This is a genomic window from Brasilonema octagenarum UFV-OR1 (assembly GCF_963888615.1).
GTDB classification, from domain to species: Bacteria; Cyanobacteriota; Cyanobacteriia; order Cyanobacteriales; family Nostocaceae; genus Brasilonema; species Brasilonema sennae.
Map to the genome: position 1 here is coordinate 1 of NZ_CAWPKW010000390.1, position 23,125 is coordinate 23,125.

General features: G+C 41.3%; 14 protein-coding genes and 1 riboswitch. Of the genes, 6 read left to right on the forward strand and 8 right to left on the reverse strand.

Annotated features, from left to right (window positions below):
• Nucleotides 1-253: 253 nt before the first annotated feature.
• Complete coding sequence (locus tag AC5590_RS34290) at nt 254-445, reverse strand: hypothetical protein (protein WP_211178668.1); 192 nt, start codon at nt 443-445, stop codon at nt 254-256.
• Nucleotides 446-653: 208 nt separating this feature from the next.
• A complete protein-coding gene (locus AC5590_RS34295; protein ID WP_169267666.1) occupies nt 654-1,586 on the reverse strand; it encodes a LysR family transcriptional regulator in 933 nt (310 codons plus the stop codon).
• 545 nt (nt 1,587-2,131) lie between these two features.
• Between AC5590_RS34295 and AC5590_RS34300 the strand changes: the two genes are divergently transcribed.
• From AC5590_RS34300 to AC5590_RS34315, 4 genes are all read left to right on the forward strand, one after another.
• Entirely contained in the window at nt 2,132-4,141 is a 2,010-nt protein-coding gene (locus AC5590_RS34300) for a histidine phosphatase family protein (protein WP_169267667.1), read from the forward strand.
• Between the two features lie 195 nt (nt 4,142-4,336).
• Nucleotides 4,337-5,743 carry a pentapeptide repeat-containing protein gene (locus AC5590_RS34305; RefSeq protein WP_169267668.1) on the forward strand — a complete coding sequence of 469 codons (1,407 nt, stop codon included), beginning with the start codon at nt 4,337-4,339 and terminating at the stop codon, nt 5,741-5,743.
• Nucleotides 5,744-5,990: 247 nt separating this feature from the next.
• Nucleotides 5,991-8,138: an adenylate/guanylate cyclase domain-containing protein gene (locus AC5590_RS34310; RefSeq protein ID WP_211178669.1), complete on the forward strand. Its 2,148-nt coding sequence runs from the start codon at nt 5,991-5,993 to the stop codon at nt 8,136-8,138.
• Nucleotides 8,131-9,594 carry a mechanosensitive ion channel family protein gene (locus AC5590_RS34315; RefSeq protein ID WP_169267669.1) on the forward strand — a complete coding sequence of 488 codons (1,464 nt, stop codon included), beginning with the start codon at nt 8,131-8,133 and terminating at the stop codon, nt 9,592-9,594. Before AC5590_RS34310 ends, AC5590_RS34315 begins: the two co-directional genes overlap by 8 nt.
• A 61-nt stretch (nt 9,595-9,655) precedes the next feature.
• On the opposite strand, the gene AC5590_RS34320 is transcribed toward AC5590_RS34315, so the two are convergent.
• From AC5590_RS34320 to AC5590_RS34345, 6 genes are all read right to left on the reverse strand, one after another.
• Nucleotides 9,656-10,873: an ABC transporter substrate-binding protein gene (locus tag AC5590_RS34320; protein WP_169267670.1), complete on the reverse strand. Its 1,218-nt coding sequence runs from the start codon at nt 10,871-10,873 to the stop codon at nt 9,656-9,658.
• 73 nt (nt 10,874-10,946) lie between these two features.
• A complete protein-coding gene (locus AC5590_RS34325; protein WP_169267671.1) occupies nt 10,947-11,828 on the reverse strand; it encodes a (2Fe-2S) ferredoxin domain-containing protein in 882 nt (293 codons plus the stop codon).
• 161 nt (nt 11,829-11,989) lie between these two features.
• Entirely contained in the window at nt 11,990-14,068 is a 2,079-nt protein-coding gene (locus AC5590_RS34330) for a TonB-dependent receptor plug domain-containing protein (protein ID WP_169267672.1), read from the reverse strand.
• Nucleotides 14,069-14,087: 19 nt separating this feature from the next.
• Nucleotides 14,088-14,261: riboswitch (cobalamin riboswitch) on the reverse strand.
• A 269-nt stretch (nt 14,262-14,530) separates the two neighbouring features.
• Nucleotides 14,531-15,613 carry a photosystem II q(b) protein gene (gene psbA, locus AC5590_RS34335; protein WP_169267673.1) on the reverse strand — a complete coding sequence of 361 codons (1,083 nt, stop codon included), beginning with the start codon at nt 15,611-15,613 and terminating at the stop codon, nt 14,531-14,533.
• Between the two features lie 305 nt (nt 15,614-15,918).
• Entirely contained in the window at nt 15,919-17,418 is a 1,500-nt protein-coding gene (locus AC5590_RS34340) for an MBOAT family O-acyltransferase (RefSeq protein WP_169267674.1), read from the reverse strand.
• A 110-nt stretch (nt 17,419-17,528) separates the two neighbouring features.
• A complete protein-coding gene (locus tag AC5590_RS34345) occupies nt 17,529-20,519 on the reverse strand; it encodes a DUF1574 family protein (protein WP_169267675.1) in 2,991 nt (996 codons plus the stop codon).
• Between the two features lie 324 nt (nt 20,520-20,843).
• On the opposite strand from AC5590_RS34345, the gene AC5590_RS34350 reads away from it, so the two are divergent.
• Nucleotides 20,844-21,071, forward strand: coding sequence for a hypothetical protein (locus AC5590_RS34350; protein ID WP_169267676.1), 228 nt, complete (start codon nt 20,844-20,846; stop codon nt 21,069-21,071).
• Nucleotides 21,072-21,178: 107 nt separating this feature from the next.
• On the forward strand, nt 21,179-23,125 hold a 1,947-nt coding region (locus AC5590_RS34355; RefSeq protein WP_169267677.1), incomplete at its 3' end, for a phosphoenolpyruvate carboxylase.

A 23,125-nucleotide genomic window follows, 5' to 3' on the forward strand; every position in this document is an offset into this window, starting at 1 on the left:
GGGAGCCACTGCCGTGCGCGGGTTCCCCGCGTTGAGGCATGTGGCGTGAGCCAGTACTTGATGAGGGTCTCCCGACCTAGGGCTCTGGCGTCCGGGTTCCCCGACTTGTAGACGCCCGGAGGGCGGCTTCCCGAAGGGTAGCAACTGGCGTTCAAAAGTCAAAAGTATAAAGCCCCTCGTTATGGATGTAAAAAACACTTTTTATCTAAAAGTCCGCAATTTATAAGGATTTCGCGAGCGTGTTTCTTAGGAGTTAAGGAAGAGCACGTCCAGTAGTCGAACAGCCATCTCCAAACTTAACAATAGTAAATTCATAGAATTTTTGAATTTCATCATTCTTACAGTAAATTTTTTTCTTGATTGGTTTTCCTGTCTGAACTACCCATACTAATGTATCAAACAATTCTGGATTAAGCTGATTGAGCAGGTTCTTCACCCCTGACATACCTAGTAAGCTCGACTTTATCCAATTAAGCAGCGTAAACCTTGTTATCTGGCAAAAGTTGTAGCTTTGTGGCAAAAACTTTTTCATATATCACTAATTTTGTCGAGATCGAAAAAGTCAAAGTCTTGGTTTCATGAGGGTTTTAGCGTATGTTAGCGCGTTGCTGGAAAATGGATTTTGTCGAGCTTAAGGGTTTTTGCTCTTAGTTTCAAAGTCCCTGGATTTGGGACACTATTAAATCCCGTAGCCAAATGTGTTGCGGATCGTAATCGCAACGCTCATGCCAAAACTGCATATAGTCGTATTTACCAAGTTCAATCGGTGGTTCAAGCAGAGCAAGGTTTGTATAGTTAGCAAAAAGCATGGCAATTCGACGGGGTAATGTCAGAATCAGATCGCTCTGAGCGACAATCACAGGAGCCGCGAGAAAATGCGGTAACTTCAACATCACCCGACGCTTCCCTAAGTCTGACAACGCATTATCAACATGCTTGATCGGCGAGTGCATGATTGGGCTTGCAGGCGAGTTTGGAATTGTGATTGAGGCATGTGGCCAAGCAACGTAAGACTCAATCGTTACATCTGTTTGAGTGATCGGATGGTCAGATCGAACCACAGATACCAAATCTTCGACAAATAACGTTTGGAACTTTAACTCCGAGGGTTGGGGTAAATTTAGAACTCCTAAGCCTAGATCGATCCCGCCATTTCGTAAGTTATCTAATATGTCAGAACCCCAATGATGACACTCCAGATTTAGATGGGGTGCATTGTCACAAACAAGCTTAAGAATCTTTGGCAGAACCACAACCACTGAGTAATCTGATGCCGCTACGTGGATTGTACCTTGTGCTGTTTTCGGTTCAAACACGGTTGGTTGAACCAATTGCTCGATATTTAACAAAATTTTTTGTAATGGCTCTACTAACTCAAGGGCGCGTGGTGTAAGAACCATGCCTTTGGGAGAGCGCACTAGCAGTGGGTCGTTGAACACTTGACGTAATCGCCCAAGCGCATGACTGGTAGCGGATTGACTCAAGCCAATTTTTTCTCCAGCATTCGTGACGTTACGCTCTTCCAGCAAGGCAGATAACACCACTAGAAGATTAAAATCCAATGTCAACAAATTTATTTTATGCATAGCAATCATCTATATCATGCATTTGACAAATGTTACTAAATTTTTTAACATAAATCTTAGTTTTTAAATAATTGCAGAAAAAGTCAAAATAATTCGTAATTTAAATCAGTGTGAACTTGAATCCAGGTAATTGTTGACTGCTGAATTAAAAAACAGCGTGTTTGCAAATACTAATAAATTATGAATTATTAGGTCAAATTTATGCTGCACTAGTACGAATTAAGATTATCAACTCTGCTAATTGGAGCGGATACTTTTGTGTGAATATGTACTAATTTTAAGCACTTGTCGATGTCACAAATATGTATGATAAATCGCACTCGCGACTTATATTTTCCTGCTCACAATCAGTTATTATGCAATACTCTGCAAAGCTGATTGTCATCCAGAAGTAGACAGTTTCTACTACTATGTTTAACCGGCAAGTTTAATAAAATTTCAAAGAAAACTTCTCAAAAAAATACTGAAAAACCTATTGAAAAATTTGTGAGTTAGTATTATTGTACTTGAACATAGTCAGATTTTAAAATGTTCTATTAACAATCGTGGTAAAAACCAATAATAGCAACCTATCTGTTGCACAAAATGATGATTATCCCGGACGTGCCTACTTTATTCGGCATGGTGAAAGCACCAGCAACGAACGCAATATTTTTGCAGGAGTACTGGATGTTGATCTCACTGCATTTGGTAAGTTACAGGCACGCCGTGCAGGCGTTGACATTAAGAAAAAAGGTGTCAAGTTTGATGCAGTATATGTCTCTCACATGAGACGGGCGCGACAAACTTGTGAAATTGCCCTTGCTGAAAGTCAAGCCTTGAAGTCGCCCGATATTCCTGTTGAAATCGATCATCGAATTAGTGAGAAATCGTTTGGCATTTTTGCGGGACGTAATCTGAATTTGCTACGTCTTGCCCTTGGCTACGAAGGCTTTGAGGAAATGTTGCATTCCCATAACGAAGCACCTCCAGCTGGCGAGAAGATTGCACAAGTTTATAATCGCGCTGCACGTTTCTACGAAGACAAGGTTGTACCGCACTTGAAGAGGGGTGAAACTGTTCTGGTAGTGTGCCACCAATATGTATTAGAGCCTTTAGCACTTTATTTAAGTGATTTACCACCGACTGATTATAAACATCTGAAACTCCCCAATGGTAAAGCTTTGAGTAGTGAAGAGCTAGTCAAGTTTCGCAACAAGGAATCTGGCGGTGCAGCTTCAGTGCGTAAACAGATCAACGATCTGTCAATTATGTGGGCAATTTTGCTTTATGCGGCTGCTTTCTTACTAGGATGCTTGGTTAGGGCAATAAGCGCCTCTTCAGTAGGAATTCCGTCAGAGGTATTTCGAGCAATAATCGTTGTTTGTCTTGCGGCTTCAACGTTTTATACTTACCTGGACATTGACTTTGCAGCGAGTAAACGCAAAGTAACTTCAACTGTGAAGTATATAGTCTATGCGTGGATGTTGGTGAGATGGATAGTTGGGCTAGCTTTAATATTTTCTGGAATCTTGTATCAAGCCCCCGGCGATTTGTACAAAGTTATGTGGGTGCTTTTTTGGATGGTTCCACCCGCCCTTACTTCCCCTGTTTTATCGGTACTTTGGGGCGGTAATCTTTATCCCTCGGCTATCTTATCAAGGACGTTATCAATCATCGCTCCAGTTGCACTGATTGTTACATTTGCTTTGGCGAAACAATTACCAATTAACAGTTCAAGCCTGATATTTTTTGGTGTCATTCTAATTGTTGGTTTGGCAATACCGGGAGCGATCGCCCAATTTTGGCGTGACAAATCCCCTGTTGAATCAAACCACCACAGTAAAAACTGGAAATTTATTGGAGTGCTTGCTGTTGCATTTATGGCTTTGGCAACTGGGTTTCAGTTTACTCCATCAACATTCCTAAGCGACTTATTTTACTCGACAGATGCAACGCGCTCGCTAGCCTGTCTGCAACAATTGGCAGTGGCAACATTAGTTTTTATCTTAATCCGCGTTTTTGCTGTATTAACTTCGGTATTCTCAAAAGGTAAGCTTTATAAGGCAGAAGCTCAAGATGCTTATATCCTGCTTGTTAATCCCAACTTTTTCCTTTGGGCTGCTCTTTTCCTCGGAGTTAGTGCAACTGCAAATCCGGAAGCTGTAAGATATGCAATTTTTTGGGCAGCACTAGGATTCTTCTGTATACCACTCGTCGAGCAGATATTGTTTATGAATTCATTTGGTAATGAATTATTGCGAGAAACACTGCGTTCTTCGAGAATGGCAACAGAAGATGTGAAAAAACTTTTCAATCAATTGGATACAGATGGAAGCAATTCACTCGATAAAGACGAGATTATGGAGCTTTTAGGTCGAATAGAAGATATGACAACAGGCGAACGCTCTTCTGAAGATGTGAGGAGATACGTAACTGATTTTCTTTTCAATATTCTTGACGCCGATAAAAATGGCACAGTCGAATTACAAGAGTTAGAAGAGTATGTATCAACGTATGGATTGGTTGCTAACCTTAACGTTGTCTCTGCGGCTGCATCCCCAGTAACAAGTTAAGATTGCTAAATCAGTAGATTTAGCTGATAAAGACTTTTTAAATCTCATCGGGGATGGGATTTAAAAAACCTTTATTTTTATCATGAAAAGTATTATACCGCATTAATTCTTATAGTATAACTTTGTATAAGGTACATTTTTACTGGCTAAATCCAAAAACAAGCCTTTTTCAAAGTTTTTTTAAATGAAAAAAGTATGTCTTTAAATGTTGAAGTTTTAGAACAAAGCTTTGAAAAAGTTAAACCCCGCGCTGATAAATTTGCAGCCAGTTTCTACAATAATCTTTTTCAAACTCACCCAGAATTGAAACCACTGTTTACTAAAACAGATATGAAAAGCCAAGAGAAAAAACTATTAAGTTCTCTGGTTTTGGTAGTAGAAAACCTCCGCAACCCAGAAGCTTTAGAACCAGTTCTCAAGGCTCTAGGAGCTAGACACGTCGGCTACGGAGCCATTCCTAAATATTATGGATCGGTTGTGGAAGCATTACTGCTAACGTTTGAGCAATATCTCCAGCAAGATTGGACTCCTGAAGTAAAAAAAGCTTGGCTAGATGCTTTTAGAACTATTACTGCCTTGATGTTAAAAGGCGAGGGAGAAGAATCTTCACCAAAATCTGTCCAAGCTGGAAACAAAACTGAAACTTTAGCAAAAGCTGCAACATTAAAAATAGAAAATAAAAAAGAAGATCGGCTATTTCAGTCCACAGTAAAACAAGAGAAAAAATCTCTGATCTCAATTCAGTTAGATGGTGAAGGTTTAAAAACAATTATCAATCATTTTGCAGTTAATTATCAGCAATTTCAGACCAAAGTATCAGAACAGCCATTAAGTGAAGTCCTCAAACAAATTCCCAAGAAACTTATTGATGCTTTCTGGATAGCACCAACATGGTTAGTCTCTATAATTTCAGTTGTTATTTTTACCGTAGTTGTTATAGTTGTCGATGAGAATTCTTTGCTAGGAAAGGCTTTGGGTGCTGCTGACACGATCAGTTTAGTGGTGGCGCTAGTTCTATTCATTAAAGAAGCTCCAGATCGCAGAAAACAATTTCATTATCAAGCCTGGAGTACGATTGATGCAGCACACAATGTGAAAGTTAGTTATGCCAGAATTTTGGCACTGCAAGATTTGAATGAGGATAGTGTTTCTTTAAGAGGTTTGGATGCTCCCGGTGCGGAGTTAGTAGATATTAATCTTTCCCATGCAACTCTGAGTAAAGCTAATTTAATGGGAAGCGATTTTACTAATGCTAATCTCAGCTATGCCAATTTAGATAATGCTAATCTCAGTCATACTAAACTTAGTGGTGCAAATTTAAGTTATGCAAAACTGGGTTTTTCTCGATTGAATCAGGCTAATCTTAGTAGTGCAAATTTGAGTAGCGCTAATTTGATTTGTGCAGATTTGAGTCATACCAATCTGAGTGGTGCAGATTTGAGAGATGCTAGTTTGAGTGGTGCTAATTTGGAGGGAGCTTATCTAACTGGTGCTAATCTCAAGAATGCTAAAGTGAGCGACGATGAACTGAGTAATGCTTTCCTCGAAGGTGCGATTATGCCTAATGGCTCACGATATAAATCTTCAGTTAGCGATCGCTGAAGTTACAATTGGCAGAAATATCTAGATATCTTGCAGAAATATTTTTTGTCTCACGCATAGACGCAAAGCGGCTTCTCGTAGATTAGGCGCAAAGAATATCTCAAAATTAGGACTTTTGCAAAAGGTTTATTAAATAATCGACCGCTCCAACAACTAGACTAAAATCCTTTTAGCATCACAGCTAAAGTAGAATTTCCTCCATCTGTCTAATGAGAGAAATAAGGCAAAGAATATCAATCAAATTTATATGCAAATACTTAATCAATTAAGTATAAAAACTAAACTTATAGTCATGTTGCTGGTAGTCAGCCTTTGCGCTATGCTCGCAAGCACCTTTACATGCTCTACTGCTGGTAGGTCTCTTCTGACGGAAAGGGTATTCAATCAATTAACCAGCCTTCGGGCTGCCAAAACTTATCAAATCGAAGATTATTTTGAAAACCTTTACATCCATAGCCAAACTTTAAGCGAAGATTTGACAATCGTCGCCGCCATGCAGGAGTTTCAACCAGCTTACCGCGAACTGGAAAAATCAACAGTACCAGCGGATTTTGACAAAAAAATTGATACCTACTACCAAACACAATTTCTCCCCAGACTGGCGCGAACTAGCGAAGGTTCGCCTGTTGTCGCATCTTACACGCCAAAAACAACTGCTGCCCGTTACCTACAATACTACTACACCGTCGCTAACCCCAACCCCGTTGGTAAGAAACTTCTCCTTGACGACCCCGGCGACACCAGCTCCTACAGCCGCGTTCACGCCCGCTACCAGCCGATTTTTCGCAATATAGTTGAAAAATACGGTTACTACGATATGTTTTTGGTCGATCCCCAAGGAACCGTTGTCTACACAGTTTTTAAAGAAACCGATTTTACCACAAACTTTACCAACGGACCTTACAAAGAGAGTAACTTAGCAGAAGCGATCGCCGCCGCACGAGGGGCAAACGGAAAGGGCTATGTGAAAATAGTAGATTTTAAACCGTACAGCCCTTCCTATGGTGCGCCTGCGGCTTTTATCGCTGCCCCAATCTTTAACGGCTCCCAATTCATTGGTATTTTGGCGTTCCAGCTTCCCGTTGACAAAATCAACAATGTGATGACTGGCAACAAAAATTGGAAACAAAATGGTCTGGGCGATTCAGGAGAAACTTATCTGGTTGGATCGGATTATCTAATGCGCTCTGCGTCTCGTTTCCAGATTTCAGACCCAAAAGGTCATGCAAAAACCCTACGTTCTATCGGTACTGATGAAAATACCGTCAAGAAAATCAAAGAGTTCAATACTACAATTCTTTTACAACAAGTGCAAACAAAAGCAGTGAAGGAAGCGTTGTTTGGTAAACAGGGTACGCAGGTTATCAACGATTATCGTGATATTCCAGTTTTGAGTTCTTATGCTCCACTAGATATTGATGGCTTGAGGTGGGTTATCTTGGCGGAGATAGATGTTTCTGAAGCTTATGCCCCAATTCACTCGTTTGAAAAAACAGTTTTGATTGGGGCTACTTTAGTCATCGCGCTGATCACGCTTGTTGCCATGTGGCTGACTGCAATCTTTGTCAAACCTATCAATACTTTAATCAAAAGCGCCCGTAAGGTAGGGGGTGGGGAATTTGATACCGTTGTCAAATCTGGTTCGCAAGATGAATTTGGAGAGTTAGCGAAATCATTTAACCAAACCATAGACAGCCTTCGCGCCGAAACTCAACTCATCGAACAGAGAAATCGTGAAAATGAGGCATTAGTCTTAAATATATTTAGTCCTGCAATAGCCAAACGCCTCAAACAGGGCGATAGAGAAATTGCCGATCAGATTTCTAATGTCTCGGTTTTATTTTCCGACCTCCACCGATTCACCAGGCTTTCTCAAACGATGTCTGCTCAAGAAGTTGTTGCCCTGCTTAATGAATTGGTAACTGGTTTCGATGAAATGACAGATAAATACGGTTTGGAGAAGATTAAAACTATTGGTGACGGTTACATGGCTGTATGCGGACTATCTGTACCGCGTCTGGATCATGATAAACGCACGGTAGATTTTGCTTTGGAAATGCAGACGTTTGTCCGCCGATTTAATTATGAAAAAGGTTTGGATTTAGACGTGGAAATCGGCATCAATTCAGGAGATGTGGTTGCAGGCGTCATTGGCAAAGATAAATTGCTCTATGATGTTTGGGGGGATACTGTAAATATTGCCAATCGGTTGAAATCTGCTTGTCCTGTAGGATCAATTTTAGTTTCTCAAAACGTGTGCGATCGCCTGCACGATCTCTACGATTTTGAATTCTTTGGTGAAATCCAACAACCTGGAAAGCAAAAGCTAGTGGCTTGGCAACTCAAAAGTTCTAAGCTTCCAGTAAGTGTTCCAGAGGAAGAAGTGTATGAGTAATGTAAGCTTTTCAAACGACTGGCATATCTGGGCGATCATTGTCGGATTAGGTTTCCCACTCCTGGTCGTTTTACTAGGAGAGGTTATTTATCATCTACAAAAGCGCAACAGACCGCTGGCAGGTACCTTGCGGGTTGTGAAAAACCTCGTTCTGCCCGTCTTAATGCTGATGATTTTAATCACAAATGTCCTGAAGCTTGATGTTAAGGGGAATTTTCCCAAGCTTGTCGCAACGCTGTTTTGGATATCTGTGATCTACGCTTCTCTCTCGCTGTTTAATGTCATTTTGTTTGAACAAGCAGAGGCGAATACATGGCGGGCAAGGATGCCCAAACTGCTAATCGACCTTTCTCGGCTGTTTTTGGTGCTTGTGGGAAGCATGATCGTGCTAGCAGCAGTGTGGGGTACAGATTTGGCTGGTCTTGCTACCGGATTAGGCGTTAGCTCAATTGTGATCGGTTTGGCGCTTCAGGATACATTGGGTAGCATCATGTCTGGCATTGCGCTGCTTCTCGAACGCCCCTTCAGCGTGGGTGATTGGTTGCGCATTGGGAATAGCGAAGGCGAAGGCGAAGCGATCGAAGGGCAAGTCATTGATATCAATTGGCGATCTGTTCGCCTGCTAAATCTCCAACACCAGGTGATTGTCGTTCCTCATCAGTTCATTGGAAAACAAATAATCCATAATTACAGCCAACCCGAACGCATTTATAACCAACGCATTAATATTGGCTTCTCCTACGATTGTCCTCCTAACCTCGTGAAGCAGGTACTAAAAAGTACAGCTCTGGCTACACAGGGCATATTAGCCGAACCCGAACCAGAGAGCAAAACCACATCCTATGATGAGACTGCAATTGTTTATGAGGTGGAGTTCTTTATAAAAAACTTTGAGGATGTGGAGCAGATACTGGATAGATTTATGACGCGAGTCTGGTACGCAGCGCAGCGAAACAACCTAACGCTACATCGTTATCGATACGAGTATGCTGTGGAAACTACTGACAAGGCAGATAGCGCTTCAAGTAAATTAGCCCAAAGCCTGCACTCAATTCCCGGATTTATGCCTTTAGCTCGTGAGGCAAAAAATTTGGATGACTTAGCCAAGGGGACTATCTTACAACAGTTCGGTACTGGCGAGAAAGTCATCCGGCAGGGCGAGCCTGGTAATGCTTTGTACATTATTATTGCAGGTCAAGCTTTAGTCACCGTCACGAACAAGTTTGGCAAAGAAAAAGAGGTCATGACTATCTTGCGTGGTGAGTTCTTTGGCGAGATGGCACTATTTACTGGGGAACCGAGTCCAGTATCAATCACCGCTGTTGACGATTTGCAAGTTCTTGTCATCTACTCTGATGCTGTAAATACCATGATTGAACGCCAACCAAGCTTGGGGCGTGAGATAGGTCAAATTATAGAAGCGCGAAGCAAAGCCGTCAGTATCGCTCAACTCTGAGAGGAATTTTTTTCGGCGGATATCGGAACAACGCCATAATCAAGCCCTTAACCTGGGGAGATTAGCTGAGTTTTTGATAGTAAACTAACTGGTGATTTGGTAATATTTCTGGATGGAAAATCCTAATTAAGTCGGATAAAACGACATCAGGGTTACTAATTCCACCTTCCCAGTAATCGTTGCCACCAGTCTCATTGATACGGGCATTGTTATTATAAACGTTTCCTTTCTGTACTGCTTGAAAATCAGTATAACGATTGTCTTGATCCCGTAAATCTTTTAAATTTTTCCAAGATTGACTGGAATTTAGCCAGTAGTCAGCGTTGGCAGCACGTTCTAAAATAGTTTCAAATGATAGGGGAAGACTACCAGATGATTTCTTGTTATTCCAGAGATAATCACTTCCGGCGTCAGCTAAAAATTTGGCGACATAACTATTACCCCCTGGCATATACCAGATACCTTTAAAGTTGAATCCGACAAACACAGTCGGACGATTTTTGACAGATTGTGCTTTGGCGGCTATAGCTTGATATTTTTTGACAGTTTCATCAAAGATTTTTTGGGCTACTTTCTCTTGATTAAAAAACAAAGCCGTAAACTTGAGCCATTCACTTCTTCCTAGGGGAGAATTTTCCATATATTCGGCATTGATCGCCACTTTTAAACCAGCTTCTTGAATTTTAGGATAATTATCTGTTTGTTTGTCTCCTGTACCATAAGTCATTACTAAGTTAGGATTGAGTTCTAGTAATTGCTCAACATTTAGACTAGCATTATTTCCTACTTTTGTTATTTTACCTTCTTTAATTTTTTCTACTACTTCTGGTGTATTGACTTGTTTGCTATCACTCACACCAATGAGTTTATCTACAACTCCTAACTTTGCTAAATGTGGCAAATGAGTCGTAGAAAGAGAGACAACGGTATTTATAGGTACTGTAATAACTTGGTTTTGGTTAAATCCTGTTGGTGGAGGTGTCCCGCATTGCACTAAAATATATTGAAAATTGACTTGTGCATCACGCCAGGGATTTTTTACTGTCACAACCTTATAGTTTTTGTAATATTCCACCTCAAAACCTGTGGCATAATTGACGGTTACTTTTTCCGGAAAGTAGTCGGTGTTTGGATTATAAGCTTGAGCGCATTCTTTGATGTCTGTTGATAGAGTGTGAGGAGTTGTGGTGCTGTGACAAGCGATCGCCAAAACAGCAACCAACAAAAACTGACAGAAAAAAGCGAACAATTTAGCTTGACGAAATATTCTAATTCTCATCGGAAAGTTTTCCAGAAATAACCACAAAGATACACCAATAACTTATCCGCCTCCAAAAATCGTGCATGTGCGGTTACTTTTTTTCAACAGACTCTGGAGGATAGCAATGTACAGTCACTTTCTTACCTTCAACCAGATGTTGATTAACAATAGTTTCAACCACCTCTGGTTTGACGCGAGTATACCAAGTCCTATCCTCTGAATAAAACACAACTGGACCAAGTTTGCAAACTTCCAGACAGCCAGAAGTTCTGACTTCCACATCCAAACCTGTTTTTTCAACTGCTGCTTTTAGCTCATTAAAAGTAGGTTTCCAATTTTGGGAAGGGAGACAACGGCTAGAAGTACAAACAGATATGTAAGCATGTTTTAGGGGATTTTTATCAAACGGTATCGGCTTTTTACCCAACACATAAATATCCCGTAGTTCATGGTAAAGCTCTAATTTTGTTAAGTTCGGTTTACCTTCCGGTAATAAGTTTTCTCCCTCGACATAAGGATTAGGCAAGAAGATAGTCATCAAATTTTCACTTGCACCATTCCAGAAATCAATTCCCCAACTTCTGGGGATTCCTTCTGCATTAAACCGTCGATAAAAAGCAGCACGACTGACTTGACGTTGTTTCCTTAATTCTAATGGTGTTTTACAATGGGGACCACCTAAATTTGCTTCAATACATAAGTGAAGATGCCAACTTTCTGTGACGACTGTCAGATATCCATCATAAAGAATACAAATTTTGGGTGCTGCAGGAAATTCTAGTTCCAACACACCACCTTGTACAATGTGTCCTACTCCTACTTGATGCCAATTCTGTTGAAATAAGGTGTAAAGTAGTGATGATAAAACGTCACAATTGCAATCGAAATCTTCATGTTCAATGTATCCTCCTGTTAGGGAAGGTTCTTTGATGACACGGTTTAATGGTGTTACCCAAGGATGAAATTGACTCATAGTGGTTTTGGATTGAAAATTGTTGGTTGGTGATTGTTGATGGTTATAGCAATCCTATCTGATTTGTGAAAAATAGCTTTATTGAACCGCAGAGACGCAGAGAGCACAGAGAAGAAGAAAACAGAGGAATGATTCACTACTAATTAGTATTTTACTACCATCTAAAATGTGGCATTTAAACCTACTTGAAAAACTCTCCCTGCATCGGGAAAGCCTGGAAATAATTGGTATCTCTGATTCAAGATATTGTCTACACTACCAGTCAGTACCAAGTTATCACTCAGCGGAATTCGTGTTTTGAAATCAAAAGTCGTATACCCGGACAAAGATTCTGTGTTGGTATTGTTGGTAGGATATGAACCGAGGGAGTGCATGAGTATTCCTGCATATAAGCCTTGAGGTGTTTCATAAGAAATTCCCAAATTTAAACTATCTGCACCTGCAAATCTTAATTCTTTGTCTTTTTCGGTAGAGTTAACGCTCTCTTTAATGCGTGGGTCATTGAGTGTATAATTAACGAAAGCATAGACATTTTTCGCAAGTTGTACATTCAAAGCAGCTTCAATTCCAGTGGTGCGCACTAAGCCAAGATTTTCATATGTGGCGACAGGAACAGCAAAGTTATAGGCAATTAAATCTGATATGGTATTGCTGAAAAAGGTTAAGCGCAACAAACCAAAATCCCACAGTTTTTGGTCAATTCCTATATCATAACTATCACCATTTTCTGATTTCAAATTCGGATTACCAACGAAAGTAGAACCTCTTGCATATAAATTGAAAAGAGTCGGTGCGCGGAAATTCCTGATATAGTTAGCTCTAAGGTTAGTGGAGTCAGAAATTGTCCAGCGTGCGCCTACACTAGGTGATGTAAAAGAGCCATCTGCTAAAGAACTAAAATCTTGGCGTAAGCCTAAATTGACACTGAAGCTAGGAGTAAAGTTGATTTCATATCTGGCAAAAAGCGCTCCTTGATCAAGGCTATCGTCGTAGCTGAGGGTTTGTTGTTCAGTGGAATAGTTGAAGGTGCTGTTACGTGCTGAAGTGTTGCGGTAATCAAAACCGTAGACTAAGGTTTGATTTTTCGCAAATTTCCAACTGTGTTGTGTTTGAATTCCGTAAGAGGTTTGCTCGTTATCAAATCGTCGCTGGGATGAAAGTGTCCCACTACGATTCTCAAAACGAGTATTGAGAAAATCGGCGTAAACTCTTGCTGTGATTAGGGAATCGTTTCCTCCTCCTAGTTTTGAGTTCCAGGTTAAATCGGTGAGAACTTGGTCTGTGTATTTGCGATTGTTGTCAGTCAAGGAGTTAAAATAACCTTGTCCAAACTGAGGTTCGGGTATGGGGACTCCTCCTGGAACTCCTTGATTTTTGTTTAAGTATAGGCTTGAGACAGTAAGAGTATTGCGTTTTCCTAAATTCGCCTCCAACTTAACATTAAAGTTGTTGTAGAGAGTGTCATTGTTTTTCCTGGTTCCTTCAAAGTTGGCTTCTGGGATGGAAAAAGGATAATTGTTATCTGCTTCGGTGCGGTTATATCCCACAACCCAAGAAATATCACCTATTTTCCCGCTATTCTGGATAGTCTGTTCATTGAGTCCGTACGCACCCAGAGTCACTCCCGCTTGTGTTGTCACTTTCTCTGTCGGACGACGAGTAATAATGTTAATCACTCCACCCACCGCATCGGAACCGTATAGGGTGGAACCTCCTCCAGGTAAAACTTCTACTCGTTCAATGTTGTTTGTGGTGATTTCTGAAAGGTCAAAACCACCGCCACCAAGATTATTAATCGGTCTCCCATCTAGTAAAATCAATACTTGTTCGGAGTTAGAACCCCGGATAAATTGACCGCTTAATGCGTTCACTTCTGTCCCTACTGTTCCATCAGGTAAGATTCCGGGGAGAAATCGTAGCGCTTCTCTGACGGTTCGCGCACCCTGCGCTTCCATTTCTTCACCTGTAATGACGTAGACTGGACGGGTAGAATCTTTCACTGTCCCCTCTCGACGAAAGGGAGAGAAAACAGGCTGATTCAACACTTTACCTGTGACTGTAATTTCAATAGGGGGTTCTTGTTCATTTGTTGGCGGACTTATGCTTTGTGCTATTTTTTCTGGTTGTGCAATTTCTCCAGCACACACAGCATAGTTCCACAATATCAAAGTCGTCATTGCACTCATACTAGACACAACGACTTTTACCGCACAACGGCAATTAAAAAGAATATTTAGCATCTGTACCTCGCAGACGATTTTATGTTTCTTACCTCAGGCGGGCATTCTGACTTAGAGACAAAAATTTTGAGTCTCATCACAGCTGCGGGACAGTGTCGGATTTTCACCGTTTGCCTACGGCGTGGCGCAGGCATACTTTCCCCGTTACCTCTGATGGCTGAACCCCATCAGAACCTAGGATTTGCTGTAATTTACCATGCTCAATATATCAATGCAAATAAGAATTGTTGCATTTAGCTTGTTGTTATATTGCAAATACAGCGATAGGCGAAAACCCTTATTTATCAGTAGCTTTGACTTTTTCGATGTCACCACAATTATCGAGCTGCAAATTGTGAGCATGCGCTGCATCCATTTTTGACTCCCATCTATTAATCAAATGAAAAAGCGCCCCTCTTATTCGAGAAGGGCGCTTTTCACTTGTAGAGGACGCGAGACATCGCGTCCTTAGGCTATTAAGAATTAGCCGTTGATCGCAGGAGCAGAAAGTGCTACTGGAGCAACTTCTGTGCTAGCTAAGTCGAGGGGGAAGTTGTGAGCGTTACGCTCGTGCATTACTTCCATACCCAAGTTAGCGCGGTTGAGCACATCTGCCCAAGAACCAATCACACGACCTTGAGAATCAATCAACGATTGGTTGAAGTTGAAACCGTTGAGGTTGAATGCCATGGTGCTGATACCCAGTGAGGTGAACCAGATACCGATGACAGGCCATGCAGCCAGGAAGAAGTGCAAGCTGCGGCTGTTGTTAAAGGAAGCGTATTGGAAGATTAAGCGACCAAAGTAGCCGTGAGCAGCAACGATGTTGTAGGTTTCTTCTTCTTGACCGAAGACGTAACCGTAGTTCTGAGATTCGGTTTCGGTTGTTTCACGAACCAAGGAGGAGGTGACCAAAGAACCGTGCATTGCACTGAACAGTGAACCACCGAAGACACCTGCAACGCCGAGCATGTGGAAGGGGTGCATCAAGATGTTGTGCTCTGCTTGGAACACCAACATGAAGTTGAAGGTTCCAGCAATACCCAGAGGCATACCATCAGAGAAGGAACCTTGTCCGAGGGGGTAAATCAGGAATACGGAGGTTGCTGCTGCAACAGGTGCAGAGTAAGCTACGCAAATCCAGGGACGCATACCTAAGCGGTAGGATAACTCCCACTGACGACCTAACCAGCAGAATATGCCAATAAGGAAGTGGAATGCGACGAGCTGGTATGGACCACCGTTGTACAACCACTCATCTAAGGAAGCTGCTTCCCAGATGGGGTAGAAGTGCAAGCCGATGGCGTTGGAGGAAGGAACAACAGCACCAGAGATGATGTTGTTTCCATAGATTAAGGAACCTGCAACTGGCTCACGGATTCCGTCGATGTCAACGGGAGGTGCTGCGATAAAAGCGATGATGAAACAGATGGTAGCGGAGAGGAGGGTGGGAACCATCAGTACACCGAACCAACCTACATATACGCGATTTTCCGTGGAGGTGATCCACTGGCAGAACCGCTCCCATACGTTACCGCTTTCGCGACGTTGTATTGTTGTGGTCATTGTTGTTATAAGTGCGATAAACTTTTTGAGTCTTATTTATCAGGTAAGTCAGTGATTTACCTGTCATTTATAAATTTAGATCAATTCACTTAAACTGAAGTGCTTATTTAATACTTTGTTACATATTATATTTTCTTTAACAAAAGTAAAGTTATTCATAGAAACATAACGATAACTTTTAGAATGTGTTATCTACCAAAGAAAATATAAACCTAAAATTATCTGTTTATTAACAATCAGATCAAAGCATCCCACGGTCAGTGCATCAGTGCTACAAGTAAAAGAAACACTCTTTCCCTGTTCCCTTAGAAGTCAAAATATATGTAAGGTAAACTGCCTTCAGGAGCGAGTAACAAAACACTGTAGAAACACAAAGGTACGAAAACAAGCTTTAGAGGCCAGATCAACTGTAACTTCAATGTTCGGTTAAAAATGTAGACAAGAGCCATTGCAATATATAGAACGACTAGCAAAATTGCCAGTTGGTATTGAGTTATGTTTAAGGCATCAACGTACACCTTTTGAGCAAATTGCTCATTGGCAGAAAAACCCCAAAGATGCTGAAATACAAAAGAGGAATCTTCAAGGTTGGGCAAGCGGAACCAAATCCAAGAGGTGAAAACCATAAATTGCGTAAGTAGCCAAGCCAAAACTGTACCCAATGGTTGTTGCCAGAAATTTTCCAGATCTTCAAAGCGATCGCTGATAACATCAGTGAAACGATGAACAGCCAAAGCTAATCCGTGAAAAACCCCCCAAACCACAAAACCCAATCCTGCACCGTGCCAAATACCTGCAATCAGCATGATAATCATTAAATTAAGGCAGGTCCGATCTAATCCTTGGCGAGAACCACCCAAAGGAAAGTACAGGTAATTACGCAGCCAATCTCCTAGAGTGATGTGCCAGCGCCGCCAAAAGTCAGCAATACTCGTACTGAAGTAGGGAAAGTCAAAATTTTCCGGTAAAACCACCCCAAATAGCAAAGCACTTCCACGGGCAATATCCACGTAACCACTGAAATCCAGATACAACTGGAAGCCGTAAGCAAAAGTTGCTAACCACAAATCTGTGCTACCCGCCCTTTGCAAGTTCCCAAAACATAAGTCAACAAAAATTCCCAAATGGTCTGCTATAATCACTTTTTTGACTGCACCCCTAGCAATAAGCCATAGTCCCTCTGCCACAATATCAGGAGTTAGCAAGCGGAAATTTTTGAATTCATTCGCTAAGCTGCGAAAACCAGTAATTGGACCTGAAATCAGTTTGGCAAAGAAAAACTTGTATGCGGCAAATTGAAGAAACTCCTGAGTAGCGGGTGCGCCACGGTAGACATCAACTAAATATGCAATACACTCAAAGGTAAAAAATGAAATTCCCAAAGGGGTAATCAGTTTAAAAGAGTCAGCAGATAAAGTGATAATACTCGGGTAAAAGAATTCTAAGAAAGGTAGTAAATATTTGAATATCAGTAGTAAAAAAACATTAGAAATTATACCTAACCACAAAAGCTTGAGACGGCGATGGTTCCAATCAATTTGAGCGAAATACCATTCTTGTTCAGAATATTGCCACTCTGAAAAATGGGGATGTGGTATCGTTTTTTCATCAATTTCTTTTCCAATACGAAAATTAAAAAAAGTGAGTACTAGTAGTAACGGGATGTAATGAACTTGCAAAGATGCGTAAAAAACTAGGCTAGCAAGTAGCAACGTCCATAACCGCAACTTTTGTTGTGCCACAGACCAATAAATTCCCAGGACACTCAGCAAAAATAACCCGTATAGAATTGAAATAAAGTTCATGTTTTAGTTATTAGTCATTAGTCATTAGTTATTAGTTAGGAGTTTTCACCTCACTCCCGACTCCTTCACTTCCTCACTCCCTCACTCCCTCACTCCCTTCTCCCCACAATTTATTTGCTGAACCAAGGAATAGTAGGATCATTCGCAAGCTTTTTCGATATTTTATAAGCACCGTAGCGGTTGAGATGGCTGGGATCGGAAAAGTAGTCATTTGCCTTAGGCCATAATTGGCTTAAGTCTTGGTAAATAAAATTTGGTTTGCCTGCCAAACTTTGCATATACTGCTGAAATTCTTGCTCATATTTTGAGCGTACTGAGTCTAAATAATATGCTGTAACAGGCATATTGACAAAGACTAAAGTTATTTTCTGAGACTGGGTAAATCTAAGTAGTGTTTGTAGAGCAGTATTTTGCTCACCTTGCAGTCGAAAATATTTGTAGTCGTTGTCGTAGTTACCAGAGACTAGAGAATATTTTTGATAGTATGTAGTTGGTTGGAAGCGAGTCGAAAGAGGGAGAAATCCATCAAATTCAACTGCTTGCACCTGAATATCTTCTGGATTTTTGCTGTGTGATTTTTGAGTAACTGCTTGGTTTGTGTTGCTAATAATAGGCAAATATTTCAATTGTTGTTTCAAAAGATTTTTAAGATTGTCACGCTTTTGATAAGTCGCGGAAAAAGTAGCTAAACCTTTACTTAACCAAATATCTACAGCTTGATAAGTGCTCTCACCTTGCGGAGGTTCTTCCATTGCCGTTTCTTGCTCTGTGCTGGCTGCTTTTTGCAACACATATTGATATCCTGGTGATGCAGCAATTGTGCTAAAAGTTATATCCTCTCGACCGCTGTTGAAAGCACGAGCACCATCTGCCCAAATAATAAGTTTTGGTAGTTCCGATGGCTTAAGAACTCGACGCACAACAAAATCGACGACTTTTGCTGTGGCACCATTAATGCCAAAGTTAAAAACATCAATATTCTGAGAACCTTGAGTTGCTAAAGATTTAGAAATAGCAACAGGATCTATTCCCCTCAAAGCGCGGGAAGATCCAATAATCAATACATCTGGTGGATGCCCTGTTTTTGCTAAACGCTGTTTGTATAGTATGAGTTGCTCATCTAATTGGGAAGCATTGAAACTTGGTATTTGCCTGAGTAATGATCCTGATTTGTGAGAACGTGCTGCAAGAATAATCGCAGTTGGTGTTGCTTTTGACTTCAACGGTGAGGCTTCCAAATCTGGTTGCGTAGAATTCGATGCATTGAATACATTGTTCTCATCTTTAGGAGATTTTTCTTTAGAAGTACTTGTAAAAAATGCAGTTCTCTGTTTCTGGTCAGCCGAATCAGTATACGATGTTTTAATAGTAGAAGATGATTTAGGCGAAACACTGCTAACCGTGGATGTTGGGGGTGTGATGCGGGATAAAAATTTCCCCAATATCCAATCTGTTTGTAAAGTCAGTAGTAATCCCAACGCACCCCATACTAAGGCAACTTTGAGTCCTTGTCCTTGATGATGATTTTTAGTTTTTTGTTGTGATTTGTTCTCTGTAAACAACTGCGTTGCTAAAAAAAGCTTTCTGACATTTGCGCTCCAATCTTGAGTCACTTGTGTGACAAAAATGTAAATTTCCTCTGTAGATATGTTAGGGCGCAGCACAGGTTCGTCAGTCTCAGAAGTTGGAAGCTCGTGAACATAAGCAGAGGTTGGAGCAAATTTTGGAGTTGCTTGTGCTACCAATGGTTCACGGTGTTTATAATCGACACTGTAGTCCCAAAAAGGTTCCTTGTTACCAGCACACCGACCGTAGACGCGCACACCAGCAATTCCGGAGATTTTTAGCTGATGCACAAACTCAGTCACTTGTGAAGCAACTTGTTCGCGTGCTGGACAAAGGGGTGCATCACACATGATGTGCAATAAATCCCCAATGCGTTGCACAAAGACGCGAATACCTCCGGTTTTGAGACGCATATCTAAATCAGGGTTGAGCAAACGCTCAAGTAGGAAAACAATAGCACGTTCATCCCCAGAAGTCGCCAGTTGCTGGGCTGAGATTGCAAGCGCTGGGTGTTCGTTAGCAGGTAAGGACAACCAATCAACCCATGCTGGTTGGTTATCTGTTATTTTTTGTCCATACACTGTCGCTGCAACAATACCTTGGGGGGCTATTTTTTCTAAAACAGGTCTTACGGCTTGTAAACACAGTGTCTTCTCTAAAATTGGATCAGTTGCCAATGTTTCAGAAACTGGGGTACAAAAGATATGTAGTGTTGATTCTTTGAGTATTGCTTCTACTGTCACTTTTGACTCTAACAACGTCTCACTTAACAAACGTGACAGGGCTTGCACATCTCCCCAACGCGCCCATTCCTTAAGCATTACCTTAGATGGCGTCAAATCCACTTTGAACAGCCAATCTATCCTCTTTTCACCCTTGACACGCGAAGCGATCACAGCTTCTTGGTAACCAGAAAGTTTAAGATGCCGTAATTTCTGGGCGACTGGTTCGGCAATTAAAGATGGATCTGGGTTAGAATAACTCGATTCACAAAATACCCACAGCTGAGTTTGATTTTTGTAATTGTTTTGTGTGGATTTTTGCTTGATGACTTCAACTTGTACAGCAATATCAAAAGTACTGAGTGTTTCACTCAGATAACGAGCGATCGCCTCTGGATCTCCTTGGTGCGCTAAAGTTTCGTTAGAAACAATCAGCCCTCCACTAGCAGCTTTTTGCGATTTTCCCTCATCTTCTAGCAGCGCTTGCTCTACCTGTTCTAAATGCCGATCAAGTTGATTGAGATAAACTTTATGACACCATCTCGGTTGATTTTCCCCTTTTTTGCGTCCGTAGACAAAGACTTGATAAATTGCAGGTTGCTCAATGCTAGTCAGGACATCCAAATCTGTTTGTTGTAATGCTCGCAGCAAGTCAGACAGAGTTTGCCAACGCTGAGGACATTCTCGACCTTCACATAAAATGTGTAGTTCGTTTCCCTGCAACCGGATTTTTACCCCGAAAGTGCTAATCCCTGTTGCTTGGCTAACCCACTGCACTAGAGATTTTTGGCGATCTGGTAATTCTGTTTTCATGGAAAGTTGACTTGACAGGAAGCTGTGATTTTTAACAGTGCTTTCGTTGAGCAATAAATTACTTACTAGCTCAAGGGGATTTTGTCAATCCGTTTTGACTAGGAATTTAGTGAAATGATTCTCAATGGCTATTCCCGAATCGCCAATCCCCAATTCCTTGTAAACTAGAACTATAGAATTATGACACTATGTCGTTTTTTTTAACACTTTTGTTACCTTATAACTTTGTAAAATCGGCAAAAATAGTTGTGTACAGTTACAAGACTGACTTTTGTTTGGTTTTGCATTTTATCCCTTTCATTCTTGAACCCCCACCGAAAACTAATGCCACCTGTGACCCCCGGTTCTTTATCTGATTCTGGACTAAATCTAACTTTGTTTACCATTCCTCAGTCTTTGCTTTTGCAAGTTGGTACCGCATCTATACTACTTTTGCAAATAGCAGAAATTAGCACAACAGAAACTCTACAAGCGTTTGGGGAGGCGACAGTTGAATTGTTTCGAGGCGATCGCCTGCCGATTCTTAATTTCCCTGATGAAAAAGAATCTTAAAATCTCAAAAATGCACTTTGCCTCCTCAATGATTCTATGGCAATTGTCATAACTCAGTCAGCTCATAGAATCAAAAAATCTTAACTTGCTTAACCGGCATAAAGGATATGAATTACCTTTTATACTCTTTTACTCAGGCAGTGAACATCTACCCCGCCTCCGACTTATTTTTGCGCCATCGCCTGCAAGTCGTAGAGGAGTTGTGGGAGTCGGTTCTGCGCCAAGAGTGTGGTCAAAAGATGGTAGACTTGCTGCGGCAACTACAGGATTTGTGTTCCCCAGAGGGACAAGCAATCAACGACCAAGCTTCCTCTGTGTTCAAGTTGATAGAACAGCTCAATATCAACGAAACAATTCGAGCTGCTCGTGCTTTCGCTTTGTATTTTCAGTTGATTAACATCATAGAGCAGGACAACGAACAAAAACAGCAATTAATTCGTTATGAGGTAGAAACAGAGTCAACAACTCAAGAAACTCTACCAGATTTCATCTGTTCATCAAACCAAGAAGAAGCAGAAAATCCTGTTAACAGTGGACTTGGAGCAGACTTATTGACAAAAAGTTGGCAAGCAAACTCCAATAATAAACGAAAAGGAACTTTCGCCAGTTTGTTGCCTTATTTATTCAATTTAAACGTCCCACCACAGCAAATTCAACGTCTGATTGCACAGTTGGACGTGCAGCTTGTATTTACAGCTCACCCAACAGAAATTGTTCGGCATACAATCCGTGATAAACAACGGCGAGTGGTTAAACTGTTGCAACAGCTAGATGTAGTGGAAAAACGTTCTACAAACGGTAGTCCTTCGTGGGAAGTCGAGGAAGTACAAGAACAACTGCTCGAAGAAATTCGCCTGTGGTGGCGTACCGATGAACTACACCAGTTTAAACCCTCAGTACTCGATGAAGTAGATTATGCCTTGCACTACTTCCAAGAAGTTTTATTTGATAGTATTCCTCATTTGCACAAACGTTTAAAACACGCATTGTCTAGCACTTTTCCCTGGTTGGAACCTCCTGGGAAAAACTTCTGTAAGTTTGGCTCTTGGGTAGGAGCAGACAGAGATGGAAATCCATCTGTGACACCAGAAATTACCTGGCAAACAGCTTGCTATCAGCGCAACATTGTGCTAGAGAAATACATCAAGTCGGTGAGGCAGTTGATAAACTTGTTGAGTTTATCGCTCCATTGGAGTGATATATTACCAGACTTGCTGGAATCTTTGGAGTTGGAGCAGTCCCAACTGAGTGAAGTTTACGAGCAACTGGCCTTGCGCTTTCGACAAGAACCATATCGACTGAAGCTATCTTATGTGCTCAAGCGGCTGGAAAATACTCGCGATCGCAACCTAGCTCTGTACAAACGAGAACCCCTAAAGAATGAGAATATCCCAATTTACCATTCAGGAGCAGATTTTTTAGCAGAACTACGCTTGATTGAACACAACTTGACAGAAACAGGTTTGAGTTGTCGAGAATTGGAACATCTAATCTGTCAGGTAGAAATTTTTGGTTTTAACTTAACACATCTCGACATCCGCCAAGAATCAACCCGTCACTCTGATGCTTTAAACGAAATCTTGGAATACCTGGGAGTTTTAAAAGTCCCCTACGACGAACTATCAGAACAGGAGAGAACTGCTTGGCTAGTTGAAGAACTGCAAACACGTCGCCCGTTAATTCCAGCAGAACTGCCATTTTCCGAAAAAACGAACGATGTGATTCAAACTTTACGGATGGTGCGATCGCTCCAACAAGAGTTTGGTCATCATATTTGCCAAACTTACATTATCAGCATGTGTCGCCAAGTAAGCGACGTGTTGGAAGTGTTGCTACTGGCTAAAGAAGCTGGACTTTATGATCCGGGTACTGCTATTGGAAGCATTCAAGTTGTTCCCCTGTTTGAAACAGTAGAAGATTTGCAACGTTCCACAAGCGTTATGCGGGAACTGTTTACATTACCCTTGTACCGCGCTTTGCTAGCAGGAGGGTATAAAGCAGGGGAGATGAAGGAGTTATTTCTTTCCCCTTCGGGTTCGCAGTCGCCTGCGGAG

Coding starts and splice junctions, on each gene's coding strand:
- AC5590_RS34290 (WP_211178668.1), bottom strand. CDS start 445: ATGTCAGGGGTGAAGAACCTGCTCAATCAGCTTAATCCAGAATTGTTT.
- AC5590_RS34295 (WP_169267666.1), bottom strand. CDS start 1,586: ATGCATAAAATAAATTTGTTGACATTGGATTTTAATCTTCTAGTGGTG.
- AC5590_RS34305 (WP_169267668.1), top strand. CDS start 4,337: ATGTCTTTAAATGTTGAAGTTTTAGAACAAAGCTTTGAAAAAGTTAAA.
- AC5590_RS34310 (WP_211178669.1), top strand. CDS start 5,991: ATGCAAATACTTAATCAATTAAGTATAAAAACTAAACTTATAGTCATG.
- AC5590_RS34315 (WP_169267669.1), top strand. CDS start 8,131: ATGAGTAATGTAAGCTTTTCAAACGACTGGCATATCTGGGCGATCATT.
- AC5590_RS34320 (WP_169267670.1), bottom strand. CDS start 10,873: ATGAGAATTAGAATATTTCGTCAAGCTAAATTGTTCGCTTTTTTCTGT.
- AC5590_RS34325 (WP_169267671.1), bottom strand. CDS start 11,828: ATGAGTCAATTTCATCCTTGGGTAACACCATTAAACCGTGTCATCAAA.
- AC5590_RS34330 (WP_169267672.1), bottom strand. CDS start 14,068: ATGCTAAATATTCTTTTTAATTGCCGTTGTGCGGTAAAAGTCGTTGTG.
- psbA (WP_169267673.1), bottom strand. CDS start 15,613: ATGACCACAACAATACAACGTCGCGAAAGCGGTAACGTATGGGAGCGG.
- AC5590_RS34340 (WP_169267674.1), bottom strand. CDS start 17,418: ATGAACTTTATTTCAATTCTATACGGGTTATTTTTGCTGAGTGTCCTG.
- AC5590_RS34345 (WP_169267675.1), bottom strand. CDS start 20,519: ATGAAAACAGAATTACCAGATCGCCAAAAATCTCTAGTGCAGTGGGTT.
- AC5590_RS34350 (WP_169267676.1), top strand. CDS start 20,844: ATGCCACCTGTGACCCCCGGTTCTTTATCTGATTCTGGACTAAATCTA.